The organism is Agromyces sp. SYSU T00194 (genome assembly GCF_040496035.1).
Taxonomy (GTDB): Bacteria; Actinomycetota; Actinomycetes; order Actinomycetales; family Microbacteriaceae; genus Agromyces; species Agromyces chitinivorans.
This window is the reverse complement of record NZ_JBEPJZ010000001.1, coordinates 2,184,450-2,201,955: the sequence shown is the minus strand read 5'-3', so window position 1 is coordinate 2,201,955 and position 17,506 is coordinate 2,184,450. Positions and strand designations below refer to the sequence as shown.

Below are 17,506 nucleotides of genomic sequence, written 5' to 3'. Positions count from 1 at the left end.
GGAATCTCCCATGAGTGTGCCCGAGTACACGACCACCCCGTTCTCGTTCAAGATCGACGGGACGGCGTACACGATGAAGCGGCTGGGTTTCGGTGACCTCGAGCAGGCCGCCGAAGTGCAGGCGGCCGCACAGCAGAACCCCCTCGCCGCGATCAAGCTCATGCACGAGCTCCTCTCGTCGAAGACCGACAAGCGCACGATGAACGCGCTGAACACCCTCGACCCGTCGGCTCTGCAGGACCTGTTCAAGCGGTGGGCGGGCATCACGCCGGGGGAATCCTCGACCTCTGGCGAGTAGTCTCCCGACACCTGCCAGAGGCTGCCGCCGACTTCCGCAGCTTCTTCGGCGTGTCCCTCTGGGACACCGAAGTGCGCGAGGCGCGAGCACTCGTCCAAGCGCTCATGGCGTCGCCCGAGTCGCGCCTCACAGCTGCCACGCAGGGCTGGGAACGGCCCGCGTCGTGGGAGTGGTTCGCGCTCGCCGACCTGATCGACGTCGAACGAGCGAAGGGCTCGAGGCGCCGACAGCGCCCGTACCCGCGGCCCATCGCGAAACGGTCGAAGCTCGGCGGGAAGAAGACCGTCCGCCGCACCGCCGCTGAGGTCCGCGCGATCCTCCGACCCAACCGGGAGCCCGCTCCCACCGAGTAACCCGGGAGGGCCACGATGGCGGACGCCTTTTATACGGCCTGGATGGAAGTAGTTCCCGACTTCTCCGGGTTCGGTCGGAAGTTCAACCAGGAGATGAACACCGCCGTCGTCCCCGCCGGCACCAGCGCGGGGAAGAAGGCCGGGAAGGGCGTCGGTGGCGGCATCATCGCCGCTGCCGGGAAGTTCGCCGGCCCGATCGCGCTCGCGTTCGGTGGGCTGCAGATCGGGAAGGCCGTCGGGAACACCATCGCCGACGGCATCTCGCAGGCATCCGACCTGCAGGAAGCCGGCACGGCCATCGCGCAGGTGTTCGGTGACCAGGCCGGTGCGATCGAGGAGTTCGCGCAGGCCGGTGCGACGGCGTTCGGTGAGAACGAGATCAACGTTCTCCGGGCGGCGCAGTCGTTCGGCGTGTACGGCAAGGCGGCGGGTCTCGCGAATGAGGACCTGACAGGGTTCACGACCGACCTCGTGAGCCTGGGCACGGACCTCGCGTCGTTCTACAACACCTCAACGGATCAGGCGGTGAACGCCCTCGCCGCCGGCCTGCGCGGCGAGTCGGAGCCGCTGCGTCAGTACGGTGTGCTGCTCGACGACGCCACGTTGAAGGCCCGCGCCATGGAGCTCGGCATCTACGACGGTGCCGGGGCGTTGACGCAGCAGCAAAAGGTCCTCGCCGCGCAGGCCGAGATCATGGCGCAGACCGCCGACGCGCAGGGCGACTTCGAGCGCACGTCGGGCGGGTTGGCGAACCAGCAGCGCATCCTCGCCGCGGGGTGGGACAACGTCGTCACGCAGATCGGTGAACTGTTCCTCCCGATCGTGACGCAGGTCGTGACGTTCCTCGCATCGACCGTCGTGCCCGCGCTGGCGGGGTTCTTCGAGGCGTTGAACTCGGGCGACGCGTCCGGGTTCGCTGGGGTGTTCGAGTCGATCGGTTCCGTGCTCGGGCCCATCGGTGCTGCGATCGGGGAGATCGCCCCCTTGTTCCTCGACCTGTTCCTCAACGCGTCACCGTTGATGATCCTGTTCAAGGCGTTGCAGCCCGTCCTCCCGATCATCGCCGAAGCGCTGGGGCAGCTGGCATCCGTCATCGGTGGCGCCCTGTCCACGGTGTTGCAGACCCTCATGCCGGTCATCGTGCAGCTGGTCACGATCCTGTCCGGCGTGTTCCAGCAGGTGCTCGCGGCGATCATCCCGATCATCACGCTCGTCGCGGAAGTGTTCGCGAAGATCCTCGTCGCCCTGTCACCACTGATCACCGCGATCGGTGAACTCGTCGGCGTGATCCTCGGCCTCCTCATGCCGATCCTCGACGCGCTCATGCCGATCATCACGGCCGTGATCGACCTGTTCATCGCGATCCTCGCCCCCGTCCTCGAGCTCGTCGGTGTCATCATCGACGCGCTCATGCCCGTCATCCAGGCCCTCATCGACATCCTCACCGGCCTGATCAACTTCGTCATCGGCGTGTTCACCGGCAACTGGGAGCAGGCGTGGGAGGGCGTCCAGCAGATCTTCAACGGGTTCGTCGACGGCGTCGCGGGGATCATCAACGGCCTGTTCGACATCCTCGGCGGCATCGTCGACTTCATCTTCAACCTGTTCGCCGGCGTCGGTGACTGGCTGGTGAACGCCGGCCAGTCCCTCATCCAGGGGTTCATCGACGGCATCACGTCGATGATCGGTGCCGTTGGGGATGCGGTCGGTGGGGTGCTCGACTGGGCGGCCGGGTTCTTCCCCAACTCCCCGGCAGAGCGGGGCCCGTTCTCCGGGCAGGGGTGGCGGAACGTCGCGTCCGGTGGGGCGGCGCTGATGGACCAGTTCACGGGCGGGTTCAACACGGCCGACGACATGCTGCAGTTCGGTGGCCTGAACGGGGCGCTGGCGCCGCGCGTCGCAGTCCCCGCGCCGATCGCCACAGACGACCTCACGGTCGGCGGCACCGCTGCCCGTGCGGGGCGCGACGGGGTGACGGTCAACATCTACAACCCGGAGCGGGAGACGCCGTCGACGTCGATCCAGAAGACGTACTCGAAGATCGCGTACCTCGGACTCGACGACATGGAGGCCGCGAATGCCTGAGTACCTCTGGTCCATCGACGGTGTCGACCTGTCCGATCATGCGTTCAACGTGGTCCAAGTCGACGACACCGCCGCACCACCGCTCCGAGGCGACGACCTCGTGTTCTCACGCATCCCGGGTCGTGCGTTCACCGGACGGGTGGAGGATTCGTACTCGATCACCCTGGGCATGCACGTCCTCGGGCAGGACCACGGCGGTACGACCAAGGCCGACTGGGCGGACTCGTTCGAGGAGCACTGGCGGGCACTGCGGCGACTGTTCCGACCCGACGGCGGCCGGCAGTTCGTCCTCGGCCGGTCATGGACAGATGACCTCGGCTCCCACTACGCCGAGGCGATGGCGGTCGCACCGACCGCGTTCGAGCGCCGGCACATCGGCGCCTATCAGGCGGCGATCACCGTCGACCTGTACCTCGCGGACCCGTTCTTCTACGGCGCCGAGGAGGTCGTCGAGCTCGACGTCGACACTCCGACTGTCGTGTCGAACGTCGGCGACATGGCGACGACGGCGATCGTCTTGGACTTCAACGGGCAACTCACCAACGCGACCGTCACGAACTCCACCCCGACCCCGGATGTGTGGGTCAAGCTCGGGTCGTCAGTCGCTGACGCCGACTCCGTGTCCGTCGATGTTGCTGAGACCACCGTGATCCGCGAGTCCGACTCGGCGAACATCATCGGCGCGGTCAGCCACTCCGGCGCGCGGGCATGGTTCGGGCTGCTGCGTGGCGACAACACCATCACCCTGTCGGCCGACGCCGGCGCGGGCACCGTCGATCTGCGGTTCCGGCCGCTCTGGTACTAGGAGGCACCCCATGGCAGGCAACTACCCCGACGCGCCGGCGGCACGGATGGCGTACGACCAGGACGGTTCGATCGCGGTCCACACAAGCGCTGCGGGCGTGCTGACCGAGCTCACCGAGTTGCAGCGGGAGAGCCTGAACGACGAGTCGTCCGGGTACTTCGATCTGGGTTCGAACGTCACCTCGAGCGTGACCGCAATGTCGATCATCTTCCCGGACGCGCGCGACATCACGTCGATCTTTGTGCAGGACCTCGTCACGTTCTCTGGGGCGGAGCGTGCGGTGGAGGTCTCCGACGACACCACGAACGGTCAGGACGGAACCTGGACGCAGGTTGGCACATGGGTGGAGATCCCCGACTCCACCGAGGTGCCCGCGATCGCTCCCGCGTACCGGACCACGTTCATCACGATCTCTGAGCTCGCGGTGCGTGGCATCCGTGTCCGTTACCGGCTGCTGGGGTCGAACGGATTCTACGCACGCCTCCGCGTGTTCCACGTCTACGGCGACGCATCCCCGGGCGCTTCGACGCACCGCCTCGAGTTCTGGCACCCGACGAACGACGAGCGACTCCCGGCCGCATGGTTGGACTGGGGGGACACGCCGCGCAGCTCGTCGCAGGATCGCGACTTCCGCATCAAGAACTCCTCGCCGTCGCTGACCGCGAACGACGTGCAGGTCGCGATGAACGCCCTCACGGATGCGACCCCCTCCACGCCAGGGCAGCACACCATGTCGATCGGTGGCGGCGCGTTCTCGTCCATCGTGACTGTCGGTGACCTCGCGCCCGGTGCGATCTCCGGGGTGGTCACGCTGCGGCGCATCACGCCGAGCAACGCGCAGCTGGGCGTGTGGGCCATGCGTCTGTTCGCCGAGTCCGACGACTGGAGCTGATCGTGAGCACCGTCGAAGCTCGGAACATCAGCCTCCGATCCCACTTCGGGAACGACCGGAACACCGCGCTGACGGTCGGGACGTTCTACTTCGCCCTGTTCAACGGCAACCCCGAGGGGAGCGGAGTCGAGCCGACCTCGACGGGCAGCTACGCGCGCGTCGCGAAGACGAACGACGACACCCTGTGGGGCACGATCGGCAGCACCGACACCGAGGTGTCGAACGGTGGCGCGTCCGGTGAGATCACGTGGCCCGCGGCGACCGCGGTCTGGTCCGAAGCCGCATGCACCCACTGGGCCATCTTCGACAACTCGACCGGCGGCACGCTGCTGTACAGCGGAGAGCTCGCGGACGACATCGTCGTCACCGGTGCCGGCGACATCCCCAGGATCATCGGCAGCGGACTCACGATCGTTCAGGAGTAGGCGATGGCGTACCTCGACACCACCGGCGCCGGTACGCTCCGTGTCCTCCGCACGGAGCCGGCGCACGCCCTCACGGCGGTCTACGACGCAATCCCCATCGACCCGGCCGACGGGTCGACGGTCCCCGCCACCAACATCCCGTTCCGGGTCGCGGTGTCGTCGGTCGGCGCGACGCTCACCGACGTCGAGGTGCAGGTCGACGACGACCCCGCGTTCGGGTCGCCGCTCTACTCCAACGTGCACACCGACCTCGGCGACGGCGAGCTGACGCCCACGATCGCCGGGTTCACCGACGGCGTCGACTACTACTGGCGGGTGCGTGCCTCCGAAGCCGGGATGGCGGCGTGGACGGCATGGAAGACCGCCGCGTTCAGCGTCGACCTCCTCGTCGGCCGGAGTAGCTTCTACACGTTCCAGAACGTCACCCCCGAGCCGATGGTCGCGCTCCCCGACTCGACCTACGTCTACATCAACAACGGGATCGCCGACATCGACGAGTTCGACGGCGTCGCGTACGTCGAGACGAACATCGCATACCTGATCGTCACCGACCCGCTCAACGCCTACCACTACGCCGACGAGGGCGACGTGAGCACCAACACGCCGGAGCCGCACATCTGGTTCCTCCGGCCGACCAGCGGGCGCTCCGGCGATGGAATCCAGATCGTCGGGTTCGGGTTCGGCGACCTGCAGACCACGTACAGCGGGATTGTCGAGTACCGGCCCGATCTCGTGTGGCAGGCCCTCGCCGTGACGTCCTGGCAGACGTTCCCGCCGACCGCGAACGCGTACACCGACGACCGGGTGCTCGATGCGGTGCTCGGGATCATCGACATGCAGCACACGGTCATCGAGTTCACCGTGCCCGCGACGGCGGAGTCGCCAGGCTTCCCGGTTCGGGTCATCACAGATGGGGCGTAGACGATGACGCAGCGCACCTCCAACAGCGCGTTCCTCACGGTGATCGACACGGCACCGCTCGAGAACGTCGGCTGGACTGCGAGGGTCCTCTCCGAGCGTGACTTCACGTCACCGATCGCGGAGATCCACCGGTACGTCGGTCTGGGGTTCACCTCCGATGGCAACGCCGAAGGCGGCGGCCGGGTGCAGCTCGCCTACGACGACCGGGTCTTCACCGACCCCCTCCCGTCCGGCGAGACGGCGTCGATCGTCGAGCAAGAGGCACTGTGGCAGATCCTCGAAGACGGTCAGGTTCGGTTCGAGTTCCTCGCCGAGGACATCGCCGAGGACATCCTGCTACCCAACGATGGCGGCCGCATCACGCAGATCGCCGGCCGTGGGACTGGTCTCGTGCTCGAGTGGGCGAAGGTGCTCCCGGAGGGGATGCCGAACCCGACGTCGACGGAGCGTGTCTTCTCGATGCACCCGATGGCGGCCTGGCACGCACTGTTCCTCGAGGCGCAGGCGGACGGCTACCTGACGTGGGTCACGCCACTGTTCAACGCCGCCGAGGACTCCGCCGGCAACCCGTGGGGGGCAGTGCAGGAACTCACCGTCTCGTCGGGCACGTCGCTGCTGACACTGCTCATCCGGTGGGCTGAGGCGAACGACCTGACGTGGAAGATGCTCCCCGGGTTCAAGCTGTTCGTGCAGCAGGGCGGCGGGAACCACCGCGAGGCGGAGGTCGTGTTCACCCAGCACCGCGCACAGGCCGAGCACAAGCGCTCCATATCGCGGCGCGAGATCGCGAACACGGTCTACGTCGACAGCGGTGACCACGGAATCGCCATCGCGTCGTCGTCGGACTCGCAGACGAAGTGGCGGAAGCGCGCGACGTGGGTATCCGCCGGCGAGGCGTCGGACGACGCGTCGCGCTCCATCGTCGCCGGCGCGAACCTCGAGCTCGTCCGGAATCAGAAGTCGTCGCGCACGGTGAAGGTCCCGGCGGATCGTGCCGGTCGGAAGCCGTTCGACAACTTCGACGTGCACGACTGGATCACCATCGAACTCGAGGACGGTGCTTCGGAGTCCGGATCGAACCGGGTGGTCGCGATCTCGCTCAACATCGGCGACAGTCTCGTGCCCGAGGTCGAGTTGACGTTGCAGTCCCGTGTTGAGGCGCGCGCGCTCCGGTTGCAGCGCGCCCTCGATCGGTTGGGCGCCGAGTCCACGCCGAGCCAGTCGAGCACCCCGATCCCGGTGTCGAAGTTCATCCCCACGTTCGAGCTCGGGGAACTCGACGACGTCGACCTGACCGGCCTCGCCGACGGCGACGGCATCTTCTTCGACCAGGCGAGCGGCCTGTTCAAGCCCGGCAGCGGCGGCGCGACCGGCCTCTACGTTGGGGTGAACGCACAGACCGGGACCACGTACACGCCCGTGCTTTCGGACATCGGTAAGATGGTCACCCTCGACAACGCCGCAGAGGTCGTCGTCACGCTCCCCGCGGATGCCGTAACAGCATTCCCGGTTGGCGCCCGCGTCGACTTCACGCTTCTCAGCGAGGGCGGCGGGTCGTTCCTCGCCGGCGCGGGCGCGGACGCTGACGGCACACCGTCGACGACGTTCCGCGACCAGTACAGCACGGCGCACGTGGTGAAGATCGCGGCCGACACGTGGATCGTCGGCGGCGATCTGGGAGGTGCCACTGACCCGGGCGGCGACACGTACTACGACGAGGTCATGGCCGACTCGCCCGCGTTCTACTACCCGCTTGACGACGTGTCGACGCCGACCGACGCGACGGGCAACACCACGGCCGCGATCGACACCGGGGCGCTCGGGGCGGCCGGAATCGGTGACGGTGCGACGTCCTGGCAGGGCGCGAGCGGTGGCGGCCGCGATGGTGGTATCCACGTCGATACGTCCGGGCTCGCCAACCCGACCGCCTACACGTTCGAGGCGATCGCCATTCGCGACGACGCGACTAAGCAGTACGCCGTCCTGGCGTGGGAAGGCGTCATGCTGATCCGCGTCACTGCCGCTGGCCTGCTCAGCGTGTTCACCGGCAACTCGTGGGCTGACCAGATCGGCTCGAGCTACGCCATCCCCTCATCGCTCGGAATCCACCACTATGCGGTGACGTGGGACGGGACGACCGCTCGTGTCTACCTCGACGGTGCGGAAGTTGCTTCCGAAGCGGTCGCCGCCGGGGCGATGACTCCCAGCCTGACGCACTTCGGTATCGGGTCGCGAGACTCGACGTCTGACAACGACTGGGACGGCCGCATCGCGGGTGTCGCGTACCACACGACCGCACTGTCCGCCGCACGCATCCTCGCCCACGCAGAAGCCGCCGGCGTCGCATAGCCGACAGCGCTCCCCGCACCGTCGGGGTGATCCGCACGCCTGACACGGAAGGGACGCGACGAGGTGAGCATCCAAACGTTCTGGTCGAAGGACCGTTGGCGCGACTGGTGGGGCAGCTGGCCCCAGTGGCGCAAAGACGCCGGGCTGGGCCCGCACCGCGGCCGTGACATCGGGGGGCATGCCGTCGGCACCCCGATCCCAGCGCTCAAGCGCGGCGAGGTCGTCATCAACGCGTGGTCCCGAATCCTTGGCTGGTACGTGTCGGTGCGCTCGAGCGACGGAACCGGGTATGTCGGCTACTGCCACATGGACCGGCGCTCGCCGCACGAGGTGGGTGACCCGGTCGCGTTCGGCGAGACGGTCGGCCCGCTGGGCGACACGGGTACGAGCACGGGGCCGCACACGCACACGACCTGGGGCCCGAACCCGACCTCGGTGTACGAAGGCACCACGTGGAATCCGGACCCGTTGATCGTGGCCGCGCTGAACGCCACGGCGCCCGCCGCCGGCGGAGGCACACCCATCGACAACACCGACATCGACCCCATGGAGGAAGAGATCATGACCGTGTTCACTCGCGCGGGCGGCAACAAGCGCACCCAGTTCACAAACCTCGGGGTCATCTACCCCGGCGACTACGGACGCGACCTGCAGGACAAGGGGTACGACGCGTCGGGCGCGCTCAACCACCTGCACGGCGATCCGGTCGAGCTGTCGAAGAACCACTACGACTACCTGCGCACCGTGTACGGCCGGATCGGCAACGAGCAGCGGAAGTTGCAGGCCGCCGCGTCGGCCGCAGCGAACCCCCCGGCCGACGTCGACGCAGCCGAGTTCGCCACTGCGGTCGCGACCCTCGTCACCGAGGACGTCATCGAGGCAGTCAGCGCCGCGATCGGTGAGCTCGACATCACCATCGACAAGGAGGCCATCGCGAAGGCCGCAGCCGATGAGGTTGGCCGCCGACTGCTCGGCCTCAGCGCAGAGTAGGGGTCGCAGTGCTCGCAATGTTCGCCCTCGCCCGGGCAGCCTCGGAGGGGAGCCCGCAGTGGCTGCCGGACTGGCTCGCCGGGTGGCTCGACACTATCTCCGCTCTCGAAGCGCTCCTCTGGCTCCTCGGCCTCGGCGCGCTGATCTACTTCGCCGCGCGCGCCGCCCAGAAGTTCGGCCCATGGGCGGTGGAGTTCGCCCGCGCCGTCATCAACACGGCGAAGATCATCGACTCCGTCAAGGGCCTCCCCGACCACATCACGAAGACCGACCAGATGCTCGCCGACATCCACCACGAGACGCACACGAACAACGGCTCGTCGATCAAGGACATCGTGTCGCGCATCGAGTCGTCTCAGAAGGACCAGGCGGAGCAGTCGGCGGAGACGAACCGTCGCATCGCACGCCTCGAACAGTTCCACGCCACCCCGTACCCCGACCAGGAGGAACCAGAATGACCCGCTCTGACATGTTCGTCGCCGTGATCCGCACGGCTGTCCCGACCGCGATCGGTTCGCTGCTCGCGTGGCTGATCTCGCAGATCCCCGCCGTGGGTGACGTGCTCGAGACGGTCGATGGCATCCTCCTCGACGTGTTCCCCGATGGGGCGGTGACCGCAGCCGCGGTGCTGACGTCCCTCGCGGTGGCCGGTGTGGTGGCGCTGTACTACTGGCTGGCCCGTCTCGTCGGGCAGCGGTTCCCCGCGGTGGAGCGGTTCCTGCTCGGCTCGGCGAAGACCCCGACGTACACGCCGCCCCCGGTGCCGGTCGACCCGGACGAGCTCACCGACTAGCAGCCCGTGCGCTAGGTTGTCGGCATGACCCAGACAGCTGAGCAGCGCGCCACGCAGCTGCCCCAGGCCGCGGCGATCGTCGGTGCCCTGGCGTTCATCGCGGCGCTCCTCGGGCTCGCGCCGGCAGTCACGTTCGCTGTCGCCGCATCCGCTGCCGTGGTCGGCGCGTTCGGCGCGATCCGCTCCATCACGCCGACCGGGCGGATGCTCGGCATCGAGGCTGTTCTGATCGGAGCCGTCGCCGCCGTCGTCTCGCTGCTGTAGACACATTCCGCGAACACCGCCCCCACCTTCCTCCGGGAGGGTGGGGGCGGCTTTCGGCGTACCCGGATGGCGCCCGTCCAGACCTTCGAATCGCGCCTATGTGGGTAGTGCTGTGGGTACTAACCGCACCCGCTATGGTTGCTGTTACCCTGAAACCCGCATGATTCCGGGGGAGTTGCGGAGCCGCCTGTGGGAATCGAACCCACGACCTATTCATTACGAGTGAATCGCTCTGCCGACTGAGCTAAGGCGGCGTGCGACCGGCGCGATTCGCGACGGGCACGAGAGACCATGTTAGCGGGTTTCGCCGAGCACTTCGTACACGTGCCGGAACGCCTCCCCCATGCGGGTCTCCAGCGGGCGATCGGGGTCGAGTTGCTCGGCCCAGCTGCGCCAGGCGTAGGAGATCACGCCGACGGTCATCATGGCGACGAGCATGGTGCGATCGTCGCGCGCCGCCCGGTCGGCCGCGAGCTCCGGATCGGTGACCTCGAGGCGCCGACCCACGAGGTCGCGGAGGCCGTGCTCGAACGCCATGAGCCCCGCGAACTGGCTCTCGAACAGCTCCGGATGCTCCTGCATGACATCGCGCCGCAGGGTGACGACGTCCAGGTCGTCGGCCTGCTCCTCCACCACCGCGACGAAGAGCGCGCCGAGGTCGTCGACGAGTCGACCGGTCGGGCCGCCTGCGGCGAACACGGCGGCCGCCTCCTCGGGCAGGGTGGGCAGGTCGCCGGTGAGGGCGGTCGTCTTCGACGGGAAGTAGTTGAAGAACGTGCGCGGCGAGATGTCGGCGGCGCGGCTGATCTCCTCGACCGTGACGTGGTCGAAGCCGCGCTCGCGCGCCAGGCGCAGGGCGGCTAGCTGGATCGCCCGCCGGGTGGCGCGACGCTTCCGCTCGCGGAGGCCGGGCTCGGTGGGTTCGTGCGCCATGCCGCCAGTATTGCACCAGATGCAAGATTGCAGTCGGATGCGACGCCGGGCCGCGTCAGCAGCGGGTGTCGTCGGCCGGCACGACGCCGCCGACGAGGTACCCCTCGACCGCCGCCACGATGCACGGGTCGCGCGACGGGTACGCGGCGTGGCCCTCGCCCTCGTAGGTGACGAGCACGCCGCTGTCGAGCTGCTCGGCGAGCGCCACGGCCCATTCGTAGGGCGTGGCGGGGTCGTTCGTCGTGCCGACCACGAGGATCGGGGCGGCCCCGTCGGCCGTGACGACCTCGGTGGAGTCCACCGCCGGCACCGGCCACCCGGCGCAGGACAGGTCGCCGTACGAGAACCAGGTGCCGAACACCGGTGCCAGCTCCTCGAGCTCGGCCGCGCGCTCGCGCATGCCGTCGACGTCGTCGGGGTCGCCCGCGTGGTCGGCGCAGCCGATGGCGTGGAACGCCTCGTTCGAGTTGTCGACGTAGTTCCCGTCCTCGTCGCGGCCGTGGTAGGCGTCGGCGGAGAGGAAGGCGAATTCGGTGCCGCCGAACATGACCTGCTCGAACATCGCGTCGAGGAACGGCCAGGAGCCCTCGTCGTACAGCGGGTAGAGGATCGCCGTGAGCAGCGTGTCGGCGCCGAGGAAGCGCCCGTCTGCGGCACGCAGCGGGCTGGCGTCGACGGAATCGAGCAACGCGCGCACCGTGGCGGCCGCGTCGTCCACGCTGCCGTCGAACGGGCAGTCGGCGCCGGTCAGGCAGGAGGAGAGGTAGGCGCGCAGGGCACGCTCAAAGCCCACCGCCTGGGTCTTCGTGATCTCGAAGTCGGTCGTCTTCGGGTCGAGCACGGCGTCGAGCACCATGCGCCCGATGCGGTCGGGGTACAGGCCCGCGTACGTGACGCCCAGGGTGCTGCCGTACGAGTACCCGAGGTAGTACAGCTCGTCGTCGCCCAGCACCGCGCGGAGCAGGTCGAGGTCGCGGGCGGCGGACCCCGTGTCGATCTCGCCGAGCAGCGCGCCGCTGCGCGCATCGCAGGCCGCCGAGAACGCCTCCTGCGCATCGCGCGCCTCCGCGATCCACGCGTCGGTGCCTCGCTCCGCATCGGCGAGGCCGTAGAGGTAGTCGTCCATGCCGTCGGCGTCGAGGCACTCGACGGCGGTCGAGCGGCCGACGCCGCGCGGGTCGAACCCGACGACGTCGTAGGCCGCCTGGACGGCGTCGCCGACCGCGTAGTCGAGCGTGTCGGCGATGAAGTCGACGCCGGACGCCCCGGGGCCGCCGGGGTTCACGAGCAGCGAGCCGATCTTCTCCCCCGTCGCGGTGTGGCGCACGAGCGAGAGCTCGATGCTGCCCGCGGCGGGGTCGTCCCAGTCGAGCGGCGCCTCGGCGGTGGCGCACTGCATGCCGTCGAAGCAGCGCGACCACTCGAGCTCCTGCGCATAGAAGTCCGCGAGGTCGGCGGGGACGTCCTCCGGCACCGGCGCCGGGGTGCCGCGCTCCGTGCCGAGGGGCCAGCTGATGCAGCCGGAGAGCAGCAGGGCGACGGATGCCGCGAGGGCGACCGCGCCCGTCGCGCGAGCGCCCCTCACCGCACCGCCCCGGAGCGACCGCGCACGGCCGACACGAGCATCGACTCGAGCGCGAGCGCGGGTGCGACGTTGCCGTCGATGCGCTCGCGGGCCCCGGCGATCGCGTCGAGGGTCGCGAGCGTGGTCGCGGGGCTCGCCGCGGCGGCCGCCTCCTCGAGCTCGGATCGCAGCTCGACGTTCACGAGGTCGACGTCGGCACCGACCTGCAGCAGCAGGACGTCGCGGTACAGGGAGCAGAGGTCGACGAGGATGCGGTCGATGCCATCGCGCAGGCTGCGGGTGGCGCGGCGCTTCTGGTCCTCCTCCAGTGCCCGGATCTGGGAGCGCAGCGCGGCCGGCACCGCCTGCCCCGGTGCGACGCCCAGCGAGCGCAGCGCGTGCTCGCGCTCCTCGGCGTCGCGCTCGGCGGTGATGGCCTTCGCGTCGTCGCCCGCGATCTCGAGCATGCGGGCGGCGCCGAGCACGGCGTCGCGCGTCGAGCGGATGCCGAGTGCCGAGCGCAGGGTCTCCTCGCGGCGGGCGCGCGCCTCGGCACTCGTCGCGAGGCGGAGCGCCATGCCGATGTGGCTCTGCGCCTCCCGCGCGCAGCGCTCGGCGAGCGCGGGGTCGACGCCGTCGCGGCGCACGAGGAGCGCGGCCACGTCGTCGATGCTCGGCACCCGCAGGCGCACGGTGCGCACCCGGGAGCGGATGGTGGGCAGCAGGTCGGCCTCGCTCGGCGCGCAGAGGATCCAGACCGTGCGCGGCGGCGGCTCCTCGAGCTCCTTGAGGAGCACGTTGGAGGAGCGCTCGCTCATGCGGTCGGCGTCCTCGATCACGACCACGCGGTACGGGGCGACCGACGGCGAGTAGTGGGAGCGCTCGACGACGGTGCGGAGGGTGTCGATCGAGATGATCACGCCCTGCGTCGCCACGACGTGCAGGTCGGGGTGGGAGCGCGCGTCCACCTGGGCGACGACGCCCGGGTCGCCGTCGGCGTCACCGGAGAGCAGTGCCGATGCGAACGCGAGGGCGAGGTTGGAGCGCCCGGAGCCCGGCGGCCCGGTGATCAGCCAGGCATGCGTCATGCCGTCGGCGGTGGCGGGCGCCGCACCGGCCGCGGACCGGAACACGTCGATGGCCGCATCCTGCCCGGTCAGCTCGCTCCACACGCTCACGCGTTCACGCTACCCGTCGCCGCCGACGAGACGGGCGGCGACGGCATCGCGCACCTCGGCCGCGATCTCGTCGACCGGTCGCGTGGCATCCAGCACCAGGAACCGGTCGGGCTCGGCCGCGGCCAGGTCCAGGTAGGCGGCGCGGACCCTGGCGTGGAAGGACGCCCCCTCGGCCTCGAGCCGGTCGTACCGCGTGCGCGCGCCGTCCAGGCGCGCCCGCGCCGCGGTCTCGTCGAGGTCGAGCAGGATCGTCAGGTCGGGCAGGAGCGCGTCTGTCGCCCAGAGCGAGAGCCGCCGCACCTCGTCGGCATCGAGCACGCGACCGGCGCCCTGGTAGGCGACCGAGGAGTCGAGGTAGCGGTCCTGCAGCACGACGGCGCCGCGCTCGAGGGCGGGGCGCACGAGCGTGGCGACGTGGTGCGCACGGTCGGCGGCATAGAGGAGCGCCTCGGCCCGTGGCGCGATGTCGCCGCGGTGGTGCAGCACGAGCTCGCGGATCTCGAGCCCCACGTCGGTGCCGCCGGGCTCGCGCGTGCGCACGACCTCGCGGCCGGAGGCGCGCAGCCAGTCGGCGAGCAGTTCCGCCTGCGTCGACTTGCCCGAGCCGTCGCCGCCCTCGAGCGTGACGAACAGGCCCGGTGCGGAGCCGCTCACGAGGCCGGGTCGGTCGAGCCCGACGCCTTCGCGGTGGTCGCCTTCCGCGTCGTCGTCGACGGCTTCGCGCTCGACGTGGAGGTACCGGTCGCCTGCTTCGCCGTGGTGGCCTTCGCCGTCGTCGACTTCTTCGCGGGCGCCTTCTTCGCGGGCGCCTTCTTGGCCGGCGCCTTCTTCGCAGCGCCGGCGCGCGGCTTCGCCGGGCCCTTGTCGCGCTTGATCTGCAGCAGCTCGGCGGCGCGCTCGAACGTGATCTCCTCGACGGTGTCGCCGCGCGGGATGGTCGCGTTCGTCGTGCCGTCGGTGACGTAGGGGCCGAAGCGGCCGTCCTTCACGCGAATCGGCTTGCCGCTCACGGGGTCGGCGTCGAACTCCTTCAGCGAGCTCGACGCGCGACGCGCGCCGTACTTGGGCTGCGCGTACAGCTCGAGCGCCCCGGGGAGGTCGATGTCGAAGATGGCATCCTCGCTCGGCAGGGAGCGGGTGTCGGTGCCCTTCTTCAGGTACGGTCCGTAGCGACCGTTCTGCGCGGTGATCGGCTCGCCCGACTCGGGGTCGTCGCCGACGGTGCGGGGCAGCGACAGCAGCCGGAGCGCCGTGTCGAGGTCGATCGACTGCAGGTCCATCGACTTGAACAGCGACGCCGTGCGCGGCTTCGGCGCGGCGGCCTTCTTCGCGGGCTTCTTCTTCGGCGCCTCGAGCACCTCGCCGGTCTTCGGGTCGACGGACGCCCCGGGCGCCGCCTCCGGCTCGGGCTCGGGCTCGGGCTCGAGCTCGGTGACGTACGGGCCGAAGCGGCCGTCCTTGGCGACGACCTGCTTGCCGTTCTCCGGGTTCAGGCCGAGCACGAGGTCGCCCTGCACCGGCGCGTCGACGAGTTCGCGGGCCTTGGCCTCGGTGAGTTCGTCGGGCGCGAGCTCGGCGGGTATGTTCACGCGCCGCGGCGGGGCATCCGGCCCGGCCTCGGGGTCGGGGGTCTCGAGGTACGGCCCGTAGCGGCCGATGCGCAGCGTGATGTCGTCGGAGATCGGGATCGAGTTGATGCTGCGCGCGTCGATGTCGCCCAGGTTGTCGATGATCTGCCGGAGGCCCAGGTAGTCGTCGGTGCCGAAGTAGAAGCCCTTGAGCCAGTCGACGCGGTCGGCGTCGCCGCCGGCGATGCGGTCGAGGTCCTCCTCCATCTCGGCGGTGAAGTCGTACTGCACGAGGTCGGTGAAGTGCTCCTCGAGCAGCCGTACGACGCTGAACGCGATCCAGTTCGGCACGAGCGCCTGCCCGCGCGGGGTCACGTAGCCGCGGTCGACGATGGTCGAGATGATCGACGCGAACGTCGAGGGACGGCCGATGCCGAGTTCCTCGAGCCGCTTCACGAGGCTCGCTTCGGTGAAGCGCGGGGGCGGGCTGGTCTCGTGGTCCTTCGACTCGAGGTTCGCCAGCGTGATCGACTGGCCCTCCTCGAGCGGCGGCAGCTTGGCGTTGCCCGCCTTGTCGTCGGCGTTGCGCTCCTCGTCCTTGCCCTCCTCGTAGGCGGCGAGGAACCCGCGGAACGTGATGACCGTGCCGCTCGCCGTGAACTCGGCGGTCGCGCCGGCCAGCTCGGGGCGGGGCGACGTCGGCGCGGGGGCATCCGCGGCCACCGCCGTGTCGGAGGCGGTCGGGCCGACGGCGATCGTGAGCGTCGCCGTCTTGCCCTTCGCGTCGGCCATCTGCGAGGCGACGGTGCGCTTCCAGATCAGCTCGTACAGCTTGAAGTCGTTGCCCCGCAGGGTCGAGGCGAGCGACGCGGGGGTGCGGAAGGTGTCGCCCGACGGCCGGATGCCCTCGTGCGCCTCCTGCGCGTTCTTGCTCTTGCCCTTGTAGATGCGCGGCGACGCCGGGATCGAGTCGGCGCCGTAGAGCGAGACGGCCTGGGCGCGCGCGGCGTCGATCGCCTGCTTCGACAGCGACGGCGAGTCGGTGCGCATGTAGGTGATGTAGCCGTTCTCGTAGAGCGACTGGGCCACCGACATGGTCTGGCGGGCCGAGAACCGCAGCTTGCGGGCGGCCTCCTGCTGGAGCGTCGACGTGGTGAACGGCGCGGCCGGCTTGCGGGAGTAGGGCTTGGACTCGACCTTCGCGACCGTCGACGGCACGGCGTCGGCGCGCAGCGCGGCGGTCAGCGCACGAGCGGATGCCTCGTCGAGGACGACCGCGTCGTTCTTCAGCCGCCCGGCGTCGTCGAAGTCGCGGCCGGTGGCCACGCGGTTGCCGTCGAGGCGCACCAGGCGCGCCTCGAACGCGGTCGCGTCCGCGGCATCCGACTCGGCGAAGGTGGCCGTGAGGTCCCAGTAGGACGCGGCGACGAACGCGAGTCGCTCGCGCTCGCGCTCGACCACCAGGCGCGTGGCGGCGGACTGCACGCGGCCCGCGGAGAGGCCGGGGCCGACCTTGCGCCAGAGCACGGGCGAGACCTCGTACCCGTAGAGGCGGTCGAGGATGCGCCGCGTCTCCTGCGCGTCGACGAGGGCGGTGTCGAGCTCGCGGGTGTGGTCCTTGGCCGCGAGGATCGCGTCCTTGGTGATCTCGTGGAAGACCATGCGGCGCACGGGCACCTTCGGCTTCAGTTCCTGCAGGAGGTGCCACGCGATGGCCTCGCCCTCGCGGTCCTCATCGGTGGCGAGCAGGAGTTCGTCCGCGCCCTTCAGTGCGCGCTTGAGCTCGGCGACCGTCTTCTTCTTGGAGTCGGAGACGACGTAGTACGGCTCGAACCCGTTCTCCACGTCCACGGAGAACTTGCCCATCGAGCCCTTCTTGAGCTCCGGCGGGAGGTTCTTCGGCTCGACGAGGTCGCGGATGTGACCGACCGAGGACAGCACCTCGTAGCCCTCGCCCAGATAGCTGGCGATGGACTTCATCTTGGTCGGCGACTCGACGATGACCAGTTTCTTGCCCGGCACCGGACTCCTTTCGCGGGAGCACCCCTCCCGTTCATCGCACACCATACACATACACACCGGGAGCCA

17 protein-coding genes and 1 tRNA gene are annotated in these 17,506 nt (G+C 69.6%); 12 read left to right on the top strand and 6 right to left on the bottom strand.

The genetic code is table 11. From position 1 onward, the window contains the following. The first annotated feature begins 10 nt into the window (after positions 1 to 10). From ABZK10_RS10175 to ABZK10_RS10120, 12 genes are all read left to right on the top strand, one after another. Positions 11 to 298 (top strand): hypothetical protein, encoded by a 288-nt coding sequence (locus ABZK10_RS10175; RefSeq protein WP_353809075.1) that lies wholly within the window; start codon positions 11 to 13, stop codon positions 296 to 298. A 50-nt stretch (positions 299 to 348) separates the two neighbouring features. Further along, the gene (locus tag ABZK10_RS10170; protein ID WP_353809074.1) at positions 349 to 651 is read left to right on the top strand and encodes a hypothetical protein; all 303 of its coding nucleotides are present in this window, start codon (positions 349 to 351) and stop codon (positions 649 to 651) included. A gap of 42 nt (positions 652 to 693) precedes the next feature. Further along, entirely contained in the window at positions 694 to 2,736 is a 2,043-nt protein-coding gene (locus ABZK10_RS10165) for a phage tail protein (protein WP_353809072.1), read from the top strand. Then, positions 2,729 to 3,541, top strand: a complete 813-nt coding sequence (locus ABZK10_RS10160) for a phage tail family protein (RefSeq protein ID WP_353809071.1) — start codon at positions 2,729 to 2,731, stop codon at positions 3,539 to 3,541. The genes ABZK10_RS10165 and ABZK10_RS10160 overlap by 8 nt, the downstream gene beginning before the upstream one ends. Positions 3,542 to 3,551: 10 nt before the next feature. Further along, positions 3,552 to 4,433, top strand: coding sequence for a hypothetical protein (locus ABZK10_RS10155; RefSeq protein WP_353809070.1), 882 nt, complete (start codon positions 3,552 to 3,554; stop codon positions 4,431 to 4,433). Positions 4,434 to 4,435: 2 nt separating this feature from the next. Continuing rightward, a complete protein-coding gene (locus ABZK10_RS10150; RefSeq protein ID WP_353809067.1) occupies positions 4,436 to 4,858 on the top strand; it encodes a phage tail fiber protein in 423 nt (140 codons plus the stop codon). A gap of 3 nt (positions 4,859 to 4,861) precedes the next feature. Next, the gene (locus tag ABZK10_RS10145) at positions 4,862 to 5,779 is read left to right on the top strand and encodes a hypothetical protein (protein WP_353809066.1); all 918 of its coding nucleotides are present in this window, start codon (positions 4,862 to 4,864) and stop codon (positions 5,777 to 5,779) included. 3 nt (positions 5,780 to 5,782) lie between these two features. After that, positions 5,783 to 8,128, top strand: a complete 2,346-nt coding sequence (locus tag ABZK10_RS10140) for a LamG-like jellyroll fold domain-containing protein (RefSeq protein WP_353809065.1) — start codon at positions 5,783 to 5,785, stop codon at positions 8,126 to 8,128. Between the two features lie 63 nt (positions 8,129 to 8,191). Next, positions 8,192 to 9,118 (top strand): M23 family metallopeptidase, encoded by a 927-nt coding sequence (locus ABZK10_RS10135; protein ID WP_353809064.1) that lies wholly within the window; start codon positions 8,192 to 8,194, stop codon positions 9,116 to 9,118. A gap of 8 nt (positions 9,119 to 9,126) precedes the next feature. Further along, positions 9,127 to 9,576: a hypothetical protein gene (locus ABZK10_RS10130; RefSeq protein WP_353809063.1), complete on the top strand. Its 450-nt coding sequence runs from the start codon at positions 9,127 to 9,129 to the stop codon at positions 9,574 to 9,576. Further along, entirely contained in the window at positions 9,573 to 9,911 is a 339-nt protein-coding gene (locus ABZK10_RS10125) for a hypothetical protein (protein WP_353809062.1), read from the top strand. The genes ABZK10_RS10130 and ABZK10_RS10125 overlap by 4 nt, the downstream gene beginning before the upstream one ends. A gap of 24 nt (positions 9,912 to 9,935) precedes the next feature. Continuing rightward, positions 9,936 to 10,175, top strand: coding sequence for a hypothetical protein (locus ABZK10_RS10120; protein ID WP_353809061.1), 240 nt, complete (start codon positions 9,936 to 9,938; stop codon positions 10,173 to 10,175). 181 nt (positions 10,176 to 10,356) lie between these two features. Here the strand turns inward: ABZK10_RS10120 and ABZK10_RS10115 are convergent. The 6 genes from ABZK10_RS10115 to topA form a co-directional block, all read right to left on the bottom strand. Further along, a tRNA-Thr gene (locus ABZK10_RS10115) sits at positions 10,357 to 10,429 on the bottom strand. Between the two features lie 40 nt (positions 10,430 to 10,469). Next, a complete protein-coding gene (locus tag ABZK10_RS10110) occupies positions 10,470 to 11,108 on the bottom strand; it encodes a TetR family transcriptional regulator (protein WP_353809060.1) in 639 nt (212 codons plus the stop codon). Positions 11,109 to 11,163: 55 nt separating this feature from the next. Further along, positions 11,164 to 12,693: an alpha/beta hydrolase gene (locus tag ABZK10_RS10105; RefSeq protein WP_353809059.1), complete on the bottom strand. Its 1,530-nt coding sequence runs from the start codon at positions 12,691 to 12,693 to the stop codon at positions 11,164 to 11,166. Continuing rightward, positions 12,690 to 13,850 carry a DNA polymerase III subunit delta' gene (locus ABZK10_RS10100; protein ID WP_353809058.1) on the bottom strand — a complete coding sequence of 387 codons (1,161 nt, stop codon included), beginning with the start codon at positions 13,848 to 13,850 and terminating at the stop codon, positions 12,690 to 12,692. Before ABZK10_RS10100 ends, ABZK10_RS10105 begins: the two co-directional genes overlap by 4 nt. Positions 13,851 to 13,859: 9 nt before the next feature. Beyond that, positions 13,860 to 14,504, bottom strand: coding sequence for a dTMP kinase (gene tmk / locus ABZK10_RS10095; protein WP_353809057.1), 645 nt, complete (start codon positions 14,502 to 14,504; stop codon positions 13,860 to 13,862). Beyond that, the gene (gene topA / locus ABZK10_RS10090) at positions 14,501 to 17,485 is read right to left on the bottom strand and encodes a type I DNA topoisomerase (RefSeq protein ID WP_436408509.1); all 2,985 of its coding nucleotides are present in this window, start codon (positions 17,483 to 17,485) and stop codon (positions 14,501 to 14,503) included. The genes tmk and topA overlap by 4 nt, the downstream gene beginning before the upstream one ends. Between the last annotated feature and the right edge of the window lie 21 nt (positions 17,486 to 17,506).

Bases quoted from the DNA above. Each gene is read 5' to 3' on its own strand.
- ABZK10_RS10175 (WP_353809075.1), top strand. From the start codon at position 11: ATGAGTGTGCCCGAGTACACGACCACCCCGTTCTCGTTCAAGATCGAC.
- ABZK10_RS10145 (WP_353809066.1), top strand. From the start codon at position 4,862: ATGGCGTACCTCGACACCACCGGCGCCGGTACGCTCCGTGTCCTCCGC.
- ABZK10_RS10160 (WP_353809071.1), top strand. From the start codon at position 2,729: ATGCCTGAGTACCTCTGGTCCATCGACGGTGTCGACCTGTCCGATCAT.
- ABZK10_RS10140 (WP_353809065.1), top strand. From the start codon at position 5,783: ATGACGCAGCGCACCTCCAACAGCGCGTTCCTCACGGTGATCGACACG.
- topA (WP_436408509.1), bottom strand. From the start codon at position 17,485: ATGGTGTGCGATGAACGGGAGGGGTGCTCCCGCGAAAGGAGTCCGGTG.
- ABZK10_RS10165 (WP_353809072.1), top strand. From the start codon at position 694: ATGGAAGTAGTTCCCGACTTCTCCGGGTTCGGTCGGAAGTTCAACCAG.
- ABZK10_RS10155 (WP_353809070.1), top strand. From the start codon at position 3,552: ATGGCAGGCAACTACCCCGACGCGCCGGCGGCACGGATGGCGTACGAC.
- ABZK10_RS10125 (WP_353809062.1), top strand. From the start codon at position 9,573: ATGACCCGCTCTGACATGTTCGTCGCCGTGATCCGCACGGCTGTCCCG.
- ABZK10_RS10110 (WP_353809060.1), bottom strand. From the start codon at position 11,108: ATGGCGCACGAACCCACCGAGCCCGGCCTCCGCGAGCGGAAGCGTCGC.
- ABZK10_RS10120 (WP_353809061.1), top strand. From the start codon at position 9,936: ATGACCCAGACAGCTGAGCAGCGCGCCACGCAGCTGCCCCAGGCCGCG.